Source organism: Streptococcus sp. SN3 (assembly GCF_030439905.1).
In genome coordinates this window covers 121,305-138,713 of sequence record NZ_JAQFJF010000004.1, presented here as the reverse complement: position 1 = coordinate 138,713, position 17,409 = coordinate 121,305, and the positions used below count along the sequence as shown (strand labels likewise).

The window sequence follows — 17,409 nt, the reverse complement described above, 5'->3', positions numbered from 1 at the left end:
AGGACAAACACATGCCTAAACAACTTTCACCTAAATACAATCCAGCCGAGGTTGAGGCTGGTCGCTACCAAAAATGGCTTGATGCGGATGTTTTCAAGCCTTCAGGAGATCAAAAGGCCAAGCCTTATTCGATCGTCATTCCACCACCAAACGTTACTGGGAAACTTCACCTTGGTCACGCTTGGGATACGACTCTTCAGGATATCATCATCCGTCAGAAACGCATGCAAGGTTTTGATACGCTTTGGCTGCCTGGGATGGACCACGCGGGAATTGCGACTCAGGCTAAGGTCGAGGAGCGCTTGCGGGAGCAAGGCATTTCCCGCTATGACCTCGGTCGTGAGTCTTTCTTGACTAGGGTCTGGGAATGGAAGGACGAATATGCGACGACTATCAAGGAGCAATGGGGCAAGATGGGCCTCTCTGTGGACTATTCTCGTGAGCGCTTCACGCTAGATGAAGGTCTGTCAAAAGCTGTCCGCAAGGTCTTTGTCGAGCTTTACAAGAAAGGCTGGATCTACCGTGGTGAGTTTATCATCAACTGGGACCCAGCAGCACGCACAGCCCTGTCTGATATCGAGGTCATCCATAAGGACGTGGAAGGTGCCTTCTACCACATGAACTACATGCTGGAAGATGGTTCACGCGCCCTTGAAGTGGCGACCACTCGTCCTGAGACTATGTTTGGGGACGTTGCCGTTGCGGTCAATCCAGAAGACCCACGCTACAAGGATTTGATTGGTCAAAACGTTATTCTGCCAATCGCTAATAAACTAATCCCAATCGTGGCTGATGAACATGCGGATCCTGAATTTGGTACAGGTGTCGTGAAAATCACGCCGGCTCACGATCCAAACGACTTCTTGGTTGGTCAACGTCATAACTTGCCACAAGTTAATGTGATGAACGACGACGGAACTATGAACGATCTAGCCTTCGAATTTGCGGGTATGGACCGCTTTGAAGCACGCAAAGCTGTTGTCAAGAAACTGGAAGAAATCGGTGCCCTCGTTAAAATCGAAAAACGTGTCCACAGCGTTGGTCACTCAGAGCGGACTGGCGTTATGGTTGAGCCGCGTCTGTCTACCCAGTGGTTCGTCAAGATGGACCAATTGGCTAAGAATGCCATTGCCAACCAAGCTACAGATGACAAGGTAGAATTCTACCCGCCACGCTTCAACGATACCTTCCTCCAATGGATGGAAAATGTCCACGACTGGGTAATTTCCCGTCAGCTCTGGTGGGGTCACCAAATCCCAGCTTGGTACAATGCTGAAGGTGAAATCTATGTGGGCGAAGAAGCGCCGGAAGGCGATGGTTGGACTCAGGACGAAGACGTCTTGGATACTTGGTTCAGCTCTGCCCTTTGGCCATTCTCAACCATGGGTTGGCCGGATATAGACTCAGCAGACTTCAAGCGTTATTATCCAACATCAACCTTGGTAACTGGTTATGATATTATCCCGTTCTGGGTATCTCGGATGATTTTCCAAGGTTTGGAATTTACTGGCAAGTCGCCATTCAAAAATGCATTGATTCATGGTCTGATTCGGGATGAGGAAGGTCGTAAGATGTCCAAGTCTCTTGGTAACGGGATTGATCCAATGGATGTTATTGATAAGTACGGAACAGATAGCCTGCGTTGGTTCCTATCAAACGGCTCTGCACCAGGCCAAGATGTCCGCTTTAGCTATGAAAAGATGGATGCTTCTTGGAACTTCATCAACAAAATCTGGAACATTTCCCGCTATATCCTCATGAACAATGAAGGCTTGACGCTGGATGTAGCGCGTGAGAATGTCGCTCAGGTAGCGGCTGGTCAAGCTGGTAATGTTACTGACCGCTGGATTCTCCACAACCTCAACGAAACCATTGGCAAGGTCACTGAGAACTTTGACAAGTTTGAGTTTGGTGTGGCTGGTCACATCCTCTACAACTTCATTTGGGATGAATTTGCCGACTGGTATGTGGAGCTGACCAAGGAAGTGCTTTACAGCGATAATGACGACGAAAAAGTCATCACTCGCTCTGTCCTCCTTTACACGCTGGACCAAATCCTGCGCCTGCTTCACCCAATCATGCCTTTCGTGACTGAAGAAATCTTTGGACAAATCTCAGAAGGCACCATTGTAACAGCGGCTTACCCAGTGGTTCGCCCAGAGTTTGAAAATGCTGAGGCTGCAGCTGGCGTGGAAGCCCTCAAGGATCTGATCCGTTCGGTGCGCAATAGCAGAGCTGAGGTTAATGTGGCACCAAGCAAGCCGATTACCATCTTGATTAAGACGACTGACAGCGCGCTGGAAACCTTCTTCAAGGATAATATCAACTATATCAAGCGCTTTACCAATCCTGAGCATTTGGAAATCGCATCAGAACTTGCAGTGCCAGAGCTGGTCATGTCCAGCATCATCACAGGAGCAGAAATCTACCTGCCGCTGGCAGACCTCCTCAATATCGAGGAAGAACTGGCTCGTCTCGAAAAAGAACTAGCCAAATGGCAAAAAGAGCTGGATATGGTCGGCAAGAAACTCTCTAACGAGCGCTTCGTAGCCAACGCCAAACCAGAAGTTGTCCAAAAAGAACGCGACAAACAAGCCGACTACCAAGCTAAATACGACGCAACCGTAGCACGGATTGAAGAAATGAAGAAATTGGTTTAAAACCTCAAATTCATTATATGAATATGATGAAAACACAGTGCAAAAACTGTGTTTTTTTGGTATAATGGGAGCAAACAAAAAATAATGTAAGATAATAGGTAGAATTGTGAAAAGTAAGAAGAAAAAGAAGAGATTAACCGTGATTGATTTTTTCTGTGGAGCAGGTGGTTTTTCAGAAGGATTTCGTAGAGCGGGCTATGATGTTATTATGGGAATTGATGTTTGGCAACCAGCAATCACGACTCATAATTTTAACCATGGGCTAAACGATAAAGTTAAGAGCGTACTTGATTTTGAAGATATTGATGAAATCAATAAGTTGCCAGATTCGGATATTATCATTGGTAGTCCCCCATGTCAATTATTTTCTCTTTCTAATCAAGGTGGGAATGCTAACAAAGATTTGGGTATCCATCTGATTAATACTTTTTTTAAGGTAATTGCTGTAAAGAAATTTCAAAAAAATTCTAAGCTAAAAGCATGGTTAATGGAAAATGTTCCAAATTCTCAAAACTATGTCCAAGAGGAGTATACTTTTGAGGACTTGGATTTATCAAGTTGGGCCGTTTCTCAGGGGTTAAATCCAAAATCCATTGCCATCAAGTCTAAATATAACGGTGGGGTTTTACATGCAGATGATTATGGTGCAGCACAGGCAAGACGTAGGTTCGTTAGCGGGGAAATAACTAAGACTGGTGAATTTCCATTTCCTGATAGGGTTGCTAAAGAGAAAGTTACTTTAAAAAAATTATTCAGAAATTTTCCAGATCCATTAGACCAATCGCCTGTAGAATTTGTTACAGATCCAAATTATCCAAATGAATCTATTGAGTTCAAAAATTTTAAAGATCATTTTTATGATACAGGAGTCTATCAAGTACAATGGCAGAAAGCTAGAGACTTAAAACAAAGGCACCCTTATATGGGAAAAATGTCGTTTCCAGAAAATATGGATAAGCCAAGTCGCACTATTATGGCAACACAATCAGCTAGTACCAGAGAAGCTATTTTATATAAATCTGGTTATGACAGAAAAGGTGATGGTGAGTATCGCTTGCCAACCATAAGAGAAGCAGCCTGTATTATGGGGTATCCTTTAGATTATCAATTTTTTGGTGATGAATCTACAAAGTGGAGACAGGTAGGCAATGCAGTTTGTGTTCAATTATCGTATGCTTTGGCTATGAAAATTTTAGAATTAATAAAATTTCCAAAATTAACGGCTAAGCTTATAAATAAAGATATCAATCAATTTAAATATTTAGATAATAAAGAAATAAAAGAATTTAATAATCCTCCAACACGAAATGAAAAAGCCTTGTTTAGACAATTTCCAATTAAGTCAGGGAACATGACAGTCGATTTGACTAATAAAATTAATGGAGAAATCGGTAACTGGGGGGTTGTAGCACATGCTGGTACTGGTAAAGGGTTTAAGAGTATTATTGTTTCAAGATTTAATCAAATGGAAGCTAAAAAACTTCTTCGTAAATTAAAACCTGATTTAATAGAGGAATTGAAAAATAACGAAATTATTAGGAAATATTCGATAGAACATTTAAATTTAGAAAATAAGAAGTACGGTTTCTTTATGGATGATGTTTCACATCCATATTATATTATCAACTATATTGGCAAGTTAATATACAACCATATAGATAATAACGACATTGAGGTTGATGTTTCTGGAACAGAGTTTACTCAACTTAAGGATAAGATTCCATTGAGCCAGTTAATGTCTATTTACCTAGTCTCAGTAATAATTTACGGAAAATAAATGAATGGAGAATGAGGATGAATTATGATTTAAATGAATTGATAAAAAATGGGGATATTGAAAAAACAACTTTAACAAAACGTTTGACTATTGGGGGTGAAACAAAAGATTATCCAGTGTATAAATTCCCGTTAGAATATTTATACTATAATGATCAAAATGGTCGTATTAATACAGTTTATCATCAGTACATATCAAATCATGGTAAATTAATACCAGAAATTGGAGATTCAAAATATAATAAAATATTTGAAAAATTTATTTTTGAGTCTAAAAAGCAAGCTTTAAAAGATACCCAAAAATCTATAGAAGAGAGAGGACAGCAAGAACCAGGAGTGATTCTTGCTGACGGAAGAGTAATTGATGGAAATAGAAGATTTACGGCTCTTCGTAAACTTCAAAAGAAAAATAACATTAGACGGTATTTTGAAGCAGCAATACTTTCTTTTGATATTCATAATAAAATTGATGAGAAGAAAATAAAAGAATTAGAGTTAGATTTACAGCTTGCACGAGAAGAGAGAGTTAGCTATGACCCAATTGATCGAATTTTTGATGTATATAATACTATTGAAGTTCAGAAATTAATGACTCCCGAAGAATATAAGCAAGCTAGTGGTGCTGGAAATACGAGAGGGATTAATCGAGATATAAGACTCGCTAGATTAATCATTAAATTCTTGGATATAATTGCTCCAAATCAAAATCCTATTGATAAGTTTTATTTGGCAAGAGAACTAAAATTAGATGGCCCTATAGAAGATATTGAAGGAACAATTAATAAGCTAAAAGATAATAAGGAAACGATAACACAAAATGTCTTAACTACACTTGCTGTTCATATTGCTAAGTCAGATGAAGGTGATGGTGATATTACTCGAAAAATGCGTAGTATCAAAAAGAATATTCTAAATAATCCTGATATAAAAAAACATTACATTGAAGCTACAGATTCACATGTTGATGAGATTATAGAATGTTTTGAAGATAATCCTGTAGAAAAAGTAGAAGATTTGAGAAAAAATATAGAAAGTAATCCAGATGCTTTAGCAGCAGCTAATAGTTTACTGCAAACAACTAATAGATTGTCAAATAAAGGAGAAGCAGCAGCTGATCGCAGACAATCTTTAGTCAAATTACAGGACATTAGAGATGATTTAGACTATATGTCTTCCGAAGATTTAAAAGAACTCCATGAAGATGAGTATTTTGAAGCAAAAGAGATTCTTAAAGAAATTCGAGATTTAACATACAAGTTATCTAGGTAATTACAGGGGGGATTATGACATTTTCTCAAGATTTAAGAAGTAAAATTCAACCAACTTATCAAAGTCAGAAATTAGCTCAAGACTTCTATGAACCAGTATTATCTGAGGCGAGTGTATATAAAAGAGTGTCTGCTTATTTTTCTAGTGAAGGTTTAGCTTTATATTCTAAGGGTTTAGATAAGTTATTTGATAACAAAGGTTTTGCACAATTTATTATTTCTACAGATATTTCTGAAGAAGACTTTTCAAGAATACAAGAAGGATATGAACTCAAAAGAAGTCTAGAAAAATTGACTAGGCAACTTAAGCAGTCAGTATTAAATAATCAAACTAAAGAATCGCTGGGGAATTTAGCCTTCATGATAGCAAATGGTCACGCAGAGGTGAAATTTGCAATTGTTCCAGTAGGAAAAGGAATATTTCATGATAAATTTGGATTAATTAGTTCGGATGACGATACTATTTTCTTTAATGGTTCTGTTAATGAAACCAGAAATGGTTTGGAATTAAATTATGAAAGCATATCTGTGGATGTTTCTTGGGATACAAGTATAAATGTACAGTCTAGAATAAAAACGAACGAGAAACGATTTGAACGGCTGTGGATTAATGAAGAACCTAATATTCTGACCGTAGATGCTACAGAAATAGTCTATTCTGAGTTAAAACAATACCAAGAATACTCAACAGTAAGCAGGAACAAGATACAAGAAGTGAACTCTGAAAGTGTCAGTTTTTATTTGGCAGATAGAAAAAAAGTTGTACGCCAAGATAATTCCTTGAAAAATATAACAAATACTGATAGAAAATTAAAGCCCGGATCGGATTTATCAAGTAAATATTTTGAAGATGATAATTCAACTATTAAGTCAGAATTTTCTTACATGGACATTAATTATATTATTGAAGAAACAAGAAAAAGGTGTAAAAGGAAAAATATTTTAGTTGAAGTATCGGAGGAAGTGAAAGAATATTTAGAATCCAACCAATATTCTATCGATTGTTATAAAAAATTAGGTTTGTACTTAAAGTCTCCTGAACAATATACAATTCATGGGGAGCAAGAAAAGTTTGAAGAGTTTGTTTCTATTATTAGTTCAGAGGTTGTTCGCCCGTTTAAAAAATTGCAACTTGAGGCTGCTTTCTATGAATACAGGATGGCTAGGGCTGCGAACTTTTCTGTGCCGGGTTCTGGTAAAACTGCGATGATTTTGGCTGTTTTTGCATTTTTGAATTCCTCGAAAGTTGAAAGTGAGCATGTGGATAATCTATTGGTTATTTGTCCTATTAATGCTTTCAATAGTTGGAAAGAAGAATTTAAACAGGTGTTTGGAGAAAAGAAGCGTTTAAAAGTAGTTGATTGCCAAAACTCTAAAGATTTTTCTTTTGATTTATCAGTGTCTTGGAAAACTTCTAATCTTATATTAGTGAATTATGAATCGTTGACAAAGTACAAAGACAAGTTACAAGAATTGTTGTCAATCAAGACGATGATTGTATTTGACGAGGTTCATAGAATAAAAAATCCTTCAGGGGTTCGTGCTCAAGCTGCATTGGAACTTGTTAGAAATTCTCGGTTTAAATTTGTTTTAACAGGTACTCCAATCCCCAATTCGTATCAAGATATATATAATTTTCTTCACTTATTATACGCAAATGAATACAATGCTTTTTTTAGGTGGGATTTAGATGAATTAAAAAATCCTAGTTTTAGGAAAATTTCAGAAATCAACCAGGCATTAGCTCCCTTCTTTTGGCGTTTAAATAAGAACGATTTAGGGGTTCCTAAACCGGATCCAGACATTTTTCTGGTTGAGGAACCGAGCGAAGAACAGAAACAATTAGCACAGTCCATATACTATAATGAATCGTCGAGTTTAGCCAGATTAATTCGATTGATACAAGCGTCTACAAATCCTGAATTACTTAACAAAAGGATTGAATATAAAGATATGTGGTTTGCTGATGATAATGATAAAAATGATACAATTGAAATATCAGAAGATATATTTTATAGTAGATTAGAAACACCATCTATTTCAGTTATAAAAGAAGCAAAAGGATATGATGAGTATGATTTTTCAAGTATGATTTCTCCGAAATTTGAAAAAGGTATTCAAAAAATTCAAGAGCTTATATCTGAAGGGAAAAAAGTTATAGTCTGGGCAATTTTTGTTAATACAATGAAAAAAATCAAAAATAGACTGAATCAAATGGGAATTCCTGCCAATCTAGTGTATGGAAGTACAGATGTTTCTGAAAGACAGAATTTGATTAATGATTTTCGCTTTGGTAATACAATGGTGATGATTTCAAATCCTCAGACATTGGGTGAATCTGTGTCTCTTCATAGAGAGGTACACGATGCTTTATATTTTGAGTATAATTTTAATCTAACTTTCATGCTTCAGTCCAGAGATAGAATTCATAGATTAGGTCTAGAAGATAATCAATATACCAGATATTATTATCTACAAACAAAATCTGAACCAGCTGACAGTGGTAATGCAGGGTATGTTGATGAGAAAATTTATGAAAAGTTGAAGAAGAAAGAAGAAACTATGTATAATGCTATTGATAATGGCGATTTAAAAATAGAATTTTCTCAAAATGAAATAGATGAAGCAATTAGTATTATTGAAGCGGAACGGAAGCGTATTACAAAAAATTTGAATTAGGACAACTAAGTTTTAAATCGCTTATCACTGTAACCACCCACAACCAAGTTCAGTTAATCTGTACTTGGTTTTTCTATCCCTCCCTCTTTCATCCCTCTCCGACTTAATACTTTCTTTTAAGCCTTAAAAATGATAAAATAAGACAAACAAACTATAGGAGAACATAATGACTAAAGCAAATTTTGGTGTTGTTGGTATGGCTGTTATGGGCCGTAACCTTGCCCTAAATATCGAATCTCGTGGTTATACAGTTGCCATCTATAACCGCTCAGCAAATAAGACAGAGGACGTCATTGCCTCTCATCCTGAGAAAAACTTTGTGCCAAGCTATGATGTAGAGTCTTTTGTCAACTCTATCGAAAAACCGCGTCGGATTATGCTGATGGTTCAAGCTGGTCCTGGTACAGATGCGACTATTCAGGCCTTGCTCCCTCACTTGGACAAGGGTGATATCCTGATTGACGGTGGGAATACATTCTACAAAGATACTATTCGCCGTAATGAAGAGTTGGCAAACTCTGGCATCAACTTCATCGGTACAGGTGTTTCCGGTGGTGAAAAGGGCGCCTTGGAAGGTCCGTCTATCATGCCGGGTGGTCAAAAAGAAGCTTATGAGTTGGTAGCGGATGTCTTGGAAGAAATCTCTGCCAAAGCTCCTGAAGATGGTGCACCATGTGTGACCTATATCGGTCCTGATGGCGCAGGTCACTATGTGAAAATGGTCCATAACGGGATTGAATATGGAGATATGCAGCTGATCGCTGAAAGTTATGACCTGATGCAGCACTTGCTGGGCCTTTCAGCTAGTGAAATGGCTGACATCTTCACAGAGTGGAACAAAGGCGAGCTAGACAGCTATCTGATTGAGATTACAGCAGATATCTTGACACGCAAGGACGATGAAGGTCAAGCTGGCCCAATCGTTGACTACATTCTGGATGCGGCTGGTAATAAAGGAACTGGTAAGTGGACAAGTCAATCTTCTCTGGATTTAGGTGTGCCGCTGCCATTGATTACAGAATCAGTCTTTGCGCGTTATATTTCGACCTACAAAGATGAGCGTGTGGCAGCCAGCAAGGTATTGCCAAAACCAGCTGCTTTCACCTTTGAAGGAGATAAGGCAGAGCTGATTGAAAAGATTCGCCAGGCTCTTTACTTCTCAAAAATCATGTCTTATGCTCAAGGTTTTGCTCAATTGCGTGTAGCTTCTAAGGAAAACAACTGGAATCTGCCGTTTGGTGAGATTGCTTCTATCTGGCGTGCTGGCTGCATCATCCGTGCTCGTTTCTTGCAAAAGATTACAGATGCTTATGGACGTGATGCTGATCTAGCCAACCTGCTCTTAGATGAATACTTCATGGATATTACGGCTAAGTATCAGCAGGCGGTTCGTGATGTTGTCAGCTTGGCTGTGCAAGCAGGAGTACCAGTGCCAACCTTCTCTAGTGCCATTGCTTACTTTGATAGCTACCGTGCGGAAAATCTGCCAGCTAATCTGATTCAGGCGCAGCGTGATTACTTTGGTGCTCATACATATAACCGTAAAGACAAAGAAGGTACCTACCACTATTCTTGGTACGACGAAAAATAGGATAGGCCTATGGCAAAGCGAATTTTACTAGTAGAAAATGAAAAAAATCTTGCTCGATTTGTGAGTTTGGAACTGCAAAAGGAAGGCTTTCTTGTAGATTTTGCTGAGACTGGTCAAGAGGGACTGGCTCTGGCTAAAGATGTGGATTATGACTTGCTCTTACTCAACTATGATCTTCAAGATATGACTGCCAGCGATTTTGCTCAGCAGCTGAGCTTGATTAAGCCAGCGTCCGTCATTATCGTTCTGGCTAGTCGTGAAGAGATTGCAGAGCAACAGGAAGCAATCCAGCATTTTGCCGTTTCCTACGTGGTCAAGCCTTTCATTATCAGTGACTTAGTGGAGCGTGTCTCCATCATTTTCCGCGGGCGCGACTTTATCGACCAGCACTGCAGTCTCTTGAAAATTCCGACCTCTTATCGCAATCTGCGAGTGGATATTAAAAATCATACGGTTTACCGCGGTGAGGAAATCATTGCGCTGACGCGGCGGGAGTATGATCTGCTGGTGACCCTGATGGGCAGCAATAAGGTCATGAGCCGTGAGCAACTACTGGAGCGTGTCTGGAAGTACGAGAGTGCAACGGAGACCAACGTTGTAGATGTTTATATTCGTTATCTGCGCAGTAAAATTGATGTGGAAGGGCAGCCAAGCTATATCAAAACCGTTCGCGGTGTTGGTTATGCCATGCAGGAATAGAAAATTAAAAACTCTGTTCTCCTTAGGAGACGGAGTTTTTTGCGCTTGTTACAGTATTGATAGAGAAATAATTTGGACTTTCTGGTAATTATATGCAATCGTTTTCGTTAAAATATAGCAAGAATATGGCTGGTAAAGAGAAATTTTAGCCTTTGGGATGCAAAAAAAAGAGAAAATATTTTTATAAAAGCCTTTACAAAATAAAAAATCGTGCTATAATAGATGTATCGACATGCAAACGATTTCACAAAAACGAACTTGTTTGCAAAAAATATAAGGAGGTCTGAATGATGAAAGATTCATTCAAGAACATTTTTAGCTTTGAATTTTGGCAAAAATTCGGTAAAGCTTTGATGGTGGTCGTTGCTGTTATGCCGGCAGCAGGACTGATGATTAGTATCGGTAAATCAATTCCGATGATTAATCCAAATCTAGGTGTTTTAGTCACTACCGGTGGTGTTTTAGAGCAGATTGGTTGGGGGGTTATTGGTAACCTGCATATCCTCTTTGCTTTGGCTATCGGTGGAAGTTGGGCAAAAGAACGCGCTGGCGGTGCCTTTGCTGCAGGTCTTTCCTTTATCCTGATTAACCGTATCACTGGTGTTATGTTTGGTGTTACCAGCGATATGCTCTCAGATAAGGCTGCTGTAGTTAAAACAATGTTTGGTGCATCAATTAAGGTTTCTGATTATTTCATCAGCGTTCTGGAGTCACCAGCTCTGAATATGGGTGTTTTTGTCGGAATTATTGCTGGTTTTGTTGGAGCGACAGCTTATAACAAATACTATAATTTCCGTAAATTGCCAGATGCATTGTCATTCTTCAATGGTAAGCGTTTTGTACCTTTCGTTGTTATCTTGCGCTCAGTAATCGTAGCAATTGTTTTGTCATTCGTATGGCCAGTTGTTCAATCAGGTATCAACGGTTTTGGTATTTGGATTGCTAACTCACAAGATACTGCACCAGTTTTGGCACCATTCATCTATGGTACTTTGGAACGTCTCTTGCTTCCATTTGGTTTGCACCACATGTTGACCATCCCAATGAACTACACAGAACTAGGTGGTGTTTATCACGTTATTACTGGTTCTGGTGCGGGAACAACTGTAGCTGGTCAAGATCCACTGTGGTTGGCTTGGGTAACTGACTTGGTTGGTACGAAATCAGCTGATCCTTCTACTTACCAACACTTGCTTGATACAGTTCATCCAGCTCGCTTTAAAGTTGGTCAGATGATTGGTTCATTCGGTATCCTTATGGGGGTAGCGGCAGCTATCTATCACAACGTGGATGCTGACAAGAAGCACAAATACAAAGGTATGATGATTGCGACTGCTTTGGCAACCTTCTTGACAGGGGTTACTGAACCAATCGAGTACATGTTCATGTTCGTTGCAACACCGCTGTATATCATTTATGCATTTGTACAAGGTGCTGCGTTTGCAATGGCTGACATCGTTAACCTTCGTGTGCACTCATTCGGTTCTATCGAATTCTTGACCCGTACTCCTATGGCCATCAATGCTGGCTTAGGAATGGATATCATCAACTTCATCTGGGTAACTATCCTCTTTGGTGTTGTGATGTACCTCATTTCTAACTTCATGATCAAGAAGTTCAACTATGCAACTCCAGGACGTAACGGTAACTATGAAACAGCAGATGGTTCAGATGAAGCTTCTTCATCAGAGTCAACTGGTGGTAAAGTTGCTGAAGCTTCTCAAGCAGTAAATGTTATCAACCTTCTGGGTGGTCGTGCTAATATCGTAGATGTAGATGCATGTATGACTCGTCTGCGTGTGACTGTCAAAGATGCTGAAAAAGTTGGAACAGAAGAACAGTGGAAAGCTGAAGGCGCTATGGGCTTGGTTATGAAAGGCCAAGGCGTTCAAGCTATCTACGGACCAAAAGCTGACGTTCTCAAATCTGATATTCAAGACTTGTTGGATTCTGGTGAAGTGATTCCTGAAACACTTCCTAGCCAAAAAGCAGAATCAGCAGCTGCTGAAGTTACTTATAAAGGTGTGACTGAGGAAGTTGAAACTGTTGCGGACGGTCAAGTCATTGACTTGGCAGATGTTAAAGATCCAGTATTCTCACAAAAAATGATGGGTGATGGATTTGCAGTTGAGCCAGAAAATGGTAAGATTTATTCACCAGTTGCTGGTACTGTAACTAGCGTCTTCCCTAGCAAGCATGCTATCGGTCTTGTGACAGATAACGGCCTGGAAGTCTTGGTACATATTGGTTTGGAAACTGTCAGCCTTGAAGGTAAACCTTTCGAAGTTCATGTTTCAGAAGGTCAGAAAGTTGCAGCTGGAGATCTTCTAGTAACAGCTGACTTGGAAGCAATCAAAGAAGCAGGACGTGAAACTTCAACAATCGTAGTCTTCACTAATGCAGCAGCCATCAAGTCTGTAACAGTAGAAAAACTTGGTCAATCATCTGCTAAGACAGTTGTTGCTAAGGTTGAATTGTAAAATAGAAAAGAGAAATCATGGCAAAATTCCTGACATTAAATACTCATAGTTGGATGGAAGAAGAGCAAGAAACCAAGCTTAATCAGCTTGCAGAACGCATTCTTCAAGAAAAATATGATGTCATTTGCCTGCAGGAAGTCAATCAATTAACGGAGTCTGAACAGGTTGTTCAGGCTCCTTTCTATCAGGCGGTTGAGGGCGCAATTGAGATCCATCAAGACCATTTTGCCCTTTGTTTGGTAGAAAAATTGGCTGAGGCAGGACTGGACTATCATTGGTCCTGGGCCTATAATCATATTGGGTTTGATATTTATAACGAAGGAGTGGCAATCCTATCTAGAAATCCTATGGCTCCTAGAGAAGTTCTGGTATCAGAGGCTAATGATCCTAGGGATTATCATACTCGTAAGGTCTTGCTAGCCGAGACTGAGGTAGAAGGTCAATTGCTGACAATTGCCTCCTGCCATCTGTCATGGTGGGACAAAGGCTTTCAGGGGGAATGGGCTAAGCTTGAAGCAGAGCTTCTAAAAGCAGAAACTCCTCTAGTCCTGATGGGCGATTTCAACAATCCAGTCGGCCAGCAAGGCTACCAGACCATCTTAGCCAGTCCGCTGAAGCTGCAGGATAGTCATGCCGTTGCGAGAGAAGCTATCGGAGAGGCGACAGTAGAAGGTACTATTGCAGGCTGGGATGATAATAAGCATGCTCTGAAGATAGACTATGTTTTCACTAGTCAAGGGATGGATGTTGAGCGCTCCGCTGTTGTTTTTGACGGGAAAGAAACCCCTGTTGTCAGTGACCACTTTGGTTTAGAAGTGCAAGTGGCATTATAATAGTAAAAAGATGAGGCAAGACTGAGAATGAGACAGGTTTGCCTCTCTTTTTCTTTTTGATAAACATATTTTTAGGGCAAAATGGTGAAATATTACACCCCAAACGGCTGTCTTTTGTTATTCTTGAAAACGTGTTATAATGAAGTATTAGGATTCTAGGAGGAAATGGTATGCGTTGTCCGAAATGTGGTGGGAATAAATCAAGTGTGGTTGATAGCAGACAGGCAGAAGATGGGAATACAATCCGTCGCCGCCGTGAGTGTGAGGAATGTCAACACCGCTTTACGACATACGAGCGCGTCGAAGAGAGAACCCTAGTGGTTGTCAAAAAGGACGGGACGCGTGAGCAATTTTCTCGGGATAAGATTTTTAACGGTATTATTCGCTCCGCTCAAAAGCGGCCAGTATCTAGTGACGAAATAGAGGAGATTGTCAATCGAATCGAGCAAAAGGTCCGCAGTCAGAGCGACAATGAAATCAATAGTGAGTATATTGGATCCTTAGTCATGGATGAACTGGCAGAGCTGGATGAAATCACCTACGTTCGTTTCGCCAGTGTTTACCGGAGTTTCAAGGATGTGGGAGAGCTGGAAAGCCTGCTCAAGCAGATTACCAAGGGGTCCAAGAAGAAAAAGGACAAATAAATGAAACCAAACCATCAGTTTTCTTTCTTGCGCAATAATGCAGTCAGCCCAGATATTGCTATCTTGACCAAGCTCTATTTGCCGATTTTGGGGAGAGAAGCGGTAGCACTTTATCTTTATCTGCTGTCTTTTGGAGATAATGGGCAAAAGCAGCACCTCTTCAGTCAGATTCTCAATCATTTAGATTTTGGACTTAATATTTTAGAAGAAAGTTTTGAGCGTTTGGCGGCGATTAAGCTAGTGGATCTTTATCAAACAGATGACTATTATCTGGTTCAACTCCACCCAACCTTAACTGCGGAGGAATTTTTTAGCCATAATGTGTACAGTCGGCTCTTGGAAAAGAAAATCGGCGAAGCTGCTGCTGATGCCCTGCGACCAGAAAATCCTAGCGGAGATAAATTGATCAAGCCTTTTATGCAGGTGTTTGGTATGGAAGATGAGCAAGCAAGGGCAGTGCGAAAAGCCAATGATTTTGACTTGGAGTATTTCAAGCAACGGATGGCTCAGGACAATCTTCGCTTTGCCAATGAAAAGGAAGATGTGTTAGAATTGTTTGCAATTGCTGAGCAGAAAAAGTGGACTTGGTATGAGACCTACGTTTTGGCTAGAGAAACTGCTGTTTCTCAGGTCATTTCTACCAAGCGGATGAAGCAAAAGCTAGCTCAGAAGCCAGCAGAAGGTCAGTTTTCTAAGCAGGAGCAATCTATTATCCAAGAAGCGAAGCGAACATCGCCAATGGTATTCCTGGCAGAAATTAAGAAAACTCGTCAGGCTGCTATTACGCGGACGGAGAGAAAGCTTTTGCTGGATTTAGCTGAATTAGGCCTTTTGGACGAGGTTATCAACGTAATCTTGCTCTTGACCTTTAATAAGGTGGATTCAGCCAATCTCAATGAAAAGTACGCCCTCAAGGTAGCCAATGATTTTTCTTATCAAAAGGTGACGACAGCTGAGGAAGCTGTCTTGAAAATTCGTGAGCGCAACCAGCAGCCCCAGAACCGTCCAGCTAAATCTGGACAAGGCTCTACCAAGAGCAACGTACCTGACTGGAGTCAGCCGGATTATAAAAATAAAACGAGCGCAGAGAGGCAGGCCGAGCTAGAAGAGCAGAAACGTCGGCTCTTAGCCAAACTTGAAGGAGGAGGCGAATAAATGGAGAAAATAGGACAGAATATGCCTCATATGAATAGGGTGTGGCAGTTTGACTATCAGGAGCTGGTCAAGCAGATTATGGCGGATTCAGATGTGGCAGCCTTTATCCAGCAGGAAAAGCTGACCCAAGCTGAGATTCAGCGTAGTGTCTCCAAGTTTAACCAGTATATTACGGAGCGCAACCGCTTTTTGCTGGGGGATGAGACCTATATTGCCAAGGGCTATAAGCCAATCTTGGTGAAAAATGAAGGCTATGCGGATGTTGCCTATGAAGAGACGCCTGAGTTGATTGAGCAGGAGAGACAGGAGGCCATTAGAAACCGTCTCAATCTTATCAGCCTACCAGCCAGTCTCAAGGAGGCTAGTCTGGCTCAGGTGGATCTGGACGATGATGGCCGCTACAAAGCTTTTGAACTTTTGACCAACTTCGTTGCTGAGTTCCCGAATTATCAGAAGGCTGTTTATCTCTACGGCGATTTTGGGGTCGGTAAGAGTTATATGATGGCTGCTCTGGCGCATGATTTGTCAGAAAAACGCAGTGTTTCAACGACACTGCTCCATTATCCAAGCTTTGTTTTAGATGTTAAGAATGCGATTAGCTCTGGCTTGGTCAAGGAGAAGATTGATCAGGTCAAGACAGCTCAAGTGCTGATTTTGGATGATATCGGTGCAGAGCAGTCTAGCCCTTGGATGCGCGATGAGATTTTGCAGGTCATTCTCCAGCACCGTATGCAGGAAAATCTGCCAACTTTCTTTACTTCTAACTTTAAGTTTGCAGATTTGGAGCGTCACTTTGCCAGCTCTAAGAATGGCGATGAGACTTGGCAGGCCAAGCGGGTTATGGAGCGAATTAAGTTTCTGGCTCAGGAGGTGCGCCTAGAAGGAGAGAACCGCCGATGAATGAAACAATTAACTTGATGAATGCTCACACGTCTGTTCGCCGCTTTACGGAGGAGCAGATTTCGGATAAGGAATTACGTGCCATCATTGATGCTGGGCGGGCTGCGTCCAGCTGGAAGAATTTCCAGTCCTATTCGATCATTGTGGTGCGAAGCAAAGAGAAAAAAGAAGCCCTCTTTGACTTGGTGCCTCAAGAAGCCATTCGGCAGTCTTCGGCCTTCCTGCTTTTTGTCGGTGACCTCAATCGAGCTCAAAAGGGCGTTCACATGCATACGGAAGACTTTTATCCTGAGGGAACAGAAAATCTCCTGATTAGCTCAGTAGATGCTGCTTTAGCGGGGCAAAATACCCTGTTAGCAGCTGAAAGTTTAGGCTACGGCGGGGTAATCATTGGGCTGGTTCGATATGCTGCCAGTCAAATAGCAGAGCTTTTTAAGCTACCGGACTACACTTATCCAGTCTTTGGGATTGCTCTGGGAACTCCCAACCAGAATCATGCAGTCAAGCCACGCCTGCCTTATGAAGCAGTGGTCTTTGAGGCAGAATATCATGAACAGGATCGTTCAACTATCCAAGCTTATGACCGCGTACAGACTGAATATGCAGGTGAGCGAGCTAAGGGGACCTGGAGTCAGCGCCTAGCTGCTCAATTTGGTCAGGAGCCAAATCAGGCTATTGACCAATTGTTCAAAGAAAAGAAATTAGAAAAATAGGACGGAGTTTG

At 40.7% G+C, this 17,409-nt stretch carries 12 protein-coding genes; all 12 read left to right on the top strand.

Annotated elements, in window-relative coordinates; translation table 11 throughout:
* Positions 1 to 11 precede the first annotated feature (11 nt).
* The 12 genes from PCY71_RS09930 (at position 12) to PCY71_RS09875 (ending at position 17,398) form a co-directional block, all read left to right on the top strand.
* Positions 12 to 2,660 carry a valine--tRNA ligase gene (locus PCY71_RS09930; RefSeq protein WP_048772901.1) on the top strand — a complete coding sequence of 883 codons (2,649 nt, stop codon included), beginning with the start codon at positions 12 to 14 and terminating at the stop codon, positions 2,658 to 2,660.
* Between the two features lie 106 nt (positions 2,661 to 2,766).
* Entirely contained in the window at positions 2,767 to 4,437 is a 1,671-nt protein-coding gene (locus PCY71_RS09925) for a DNA cytosine methyltransferase (RefSeq protein WP_223310160.1), read from the top strand.
* Positions 4,438 to 4,454: 17 nt separating this feature from the next.
* Positions 4,455 to 5,705 (top strand): ParB N-terminal domain-containing protein, encoded by a 1,251-nt coding sequence (locus tag PCY71_RS09920; RefSeq protein WP_048772908.1) that lies wholly within the window; start codon positions 4,455 to 4,457, stop codon positions 5,703 to 5,705.
* A 14-nt stretch (positions 5,706 to 5,719) separates the two neighbouring features.
* Entirely contained in the window at positions 5,720 to 8,383 is a 2,664-nt protein-coding gene (locus tag PCY71_RS09915) for an SNF2-related protein (protein WP_048772911.1), read from the top strand.
* 166 nt (positions 8,384 to 8,549) lie between these two features.
* Positions 8,550 to 9,974 carry an NADP-dependent phosphogluconate dehydrogenase gene (gene gndA, locus PCY71_RS09910; protein ID WP_002894560.1) on the top strand — a complete coding sequence of 475 codons (1,425 nt, stop codon included), beginning with the start codon at positions 8,550 to 8,552 and terminating at the stop codon, positions 9,972 to 9,974.
* Positions 9,975 to 9,983: 9 nt separating this feature from the next.
* Positions 9,984 to 10,673, top strand: a complete 690-nt coding sequence (locus PCY71_RS09905; RefSeq protein WP_048772917.1) for a response regulator transcription factor — start codon at positions 9,984 to 9,986, stop codon at positions 10,671 to 10,673.
* Between the two features lie 287 nt (positions 10,674 to 10,960).
* Complete coding sequence (locus tag PCY71_RS09900) at positions 10,961 to 13,153, top strand: PTS transporter subunit IIBC (protein WP_048772920.1); 2,193 nt, start codon at positions 10,961 to 10,963, stop codon at positions 13,151 to 13,153.
* 17 nt (positions 13,154 to 13,170) lie between these two features.
* Positions 13,171 to 13,986 carry an endonuclease/exonuclease/phosphatase family protein gene (locus PCY71_RS09895; RefSeq protein ID WP_048772921.1) on the top strand — a complete coding sequence of 272 codons (816 nt, stop codon included), beginning with the start codon at positions 13,171 to 13,173 and terminating at the stop codon, positions 13,984 to 13,986.
* A gap of 170 nt (positions 13,987 to 14,156) precedes the next feature.
* Positions 14,157 to 14,630, top strand: a complete 474-nt coding sequence (nrdR, locus tag PCY71_RS09890) for a transcriptional regulator NrdR (RefSeq protein WP_002894570.1) — start codon at positions 14,157 to 14,159, stop codon at positions 14,628 to 14,630.
* Positions 14,631 to 15,785, top strand: coding sequence for a DnaD domain protein (locus tag PCY71_RS09885; RefSeq protein ID WP_048772924.1), 1,155 nt, complete (start codon positions 14,631 to 14,633; stop codon positions 15,783 to 15,785).
* On the top strand, positions 15,786 to 16,685 hold the full coding sequence (dnaI, locus tag PCY71_RS09880) for a primosomal protein DnaI (RefSeq protein WP_048772927.1): 900 nt from the start codon (positions 15,786 to 15,788) through the stop codon (positions 16,683 to 16,685).
* Positions 16,682 to 17,398 (top strand): NADPH-dependent oxidoreductase, encoded by a 717-nt coding sequence (locus tag PCY71_RS09875; RefSeq protein ID WP_125341043.1) that lies wholly within the window; start codon positions 16,682 to 16,684, stop codon positions 17,396 to 17,398. The genes dnaI and PCY71_RS09875 overlap by 4 nt, the downstream gene beginning before the upstream one ends.
* The last annotated feature ends 11 nt before the right edge of the window (positions 17,399 to 17,409 follow it).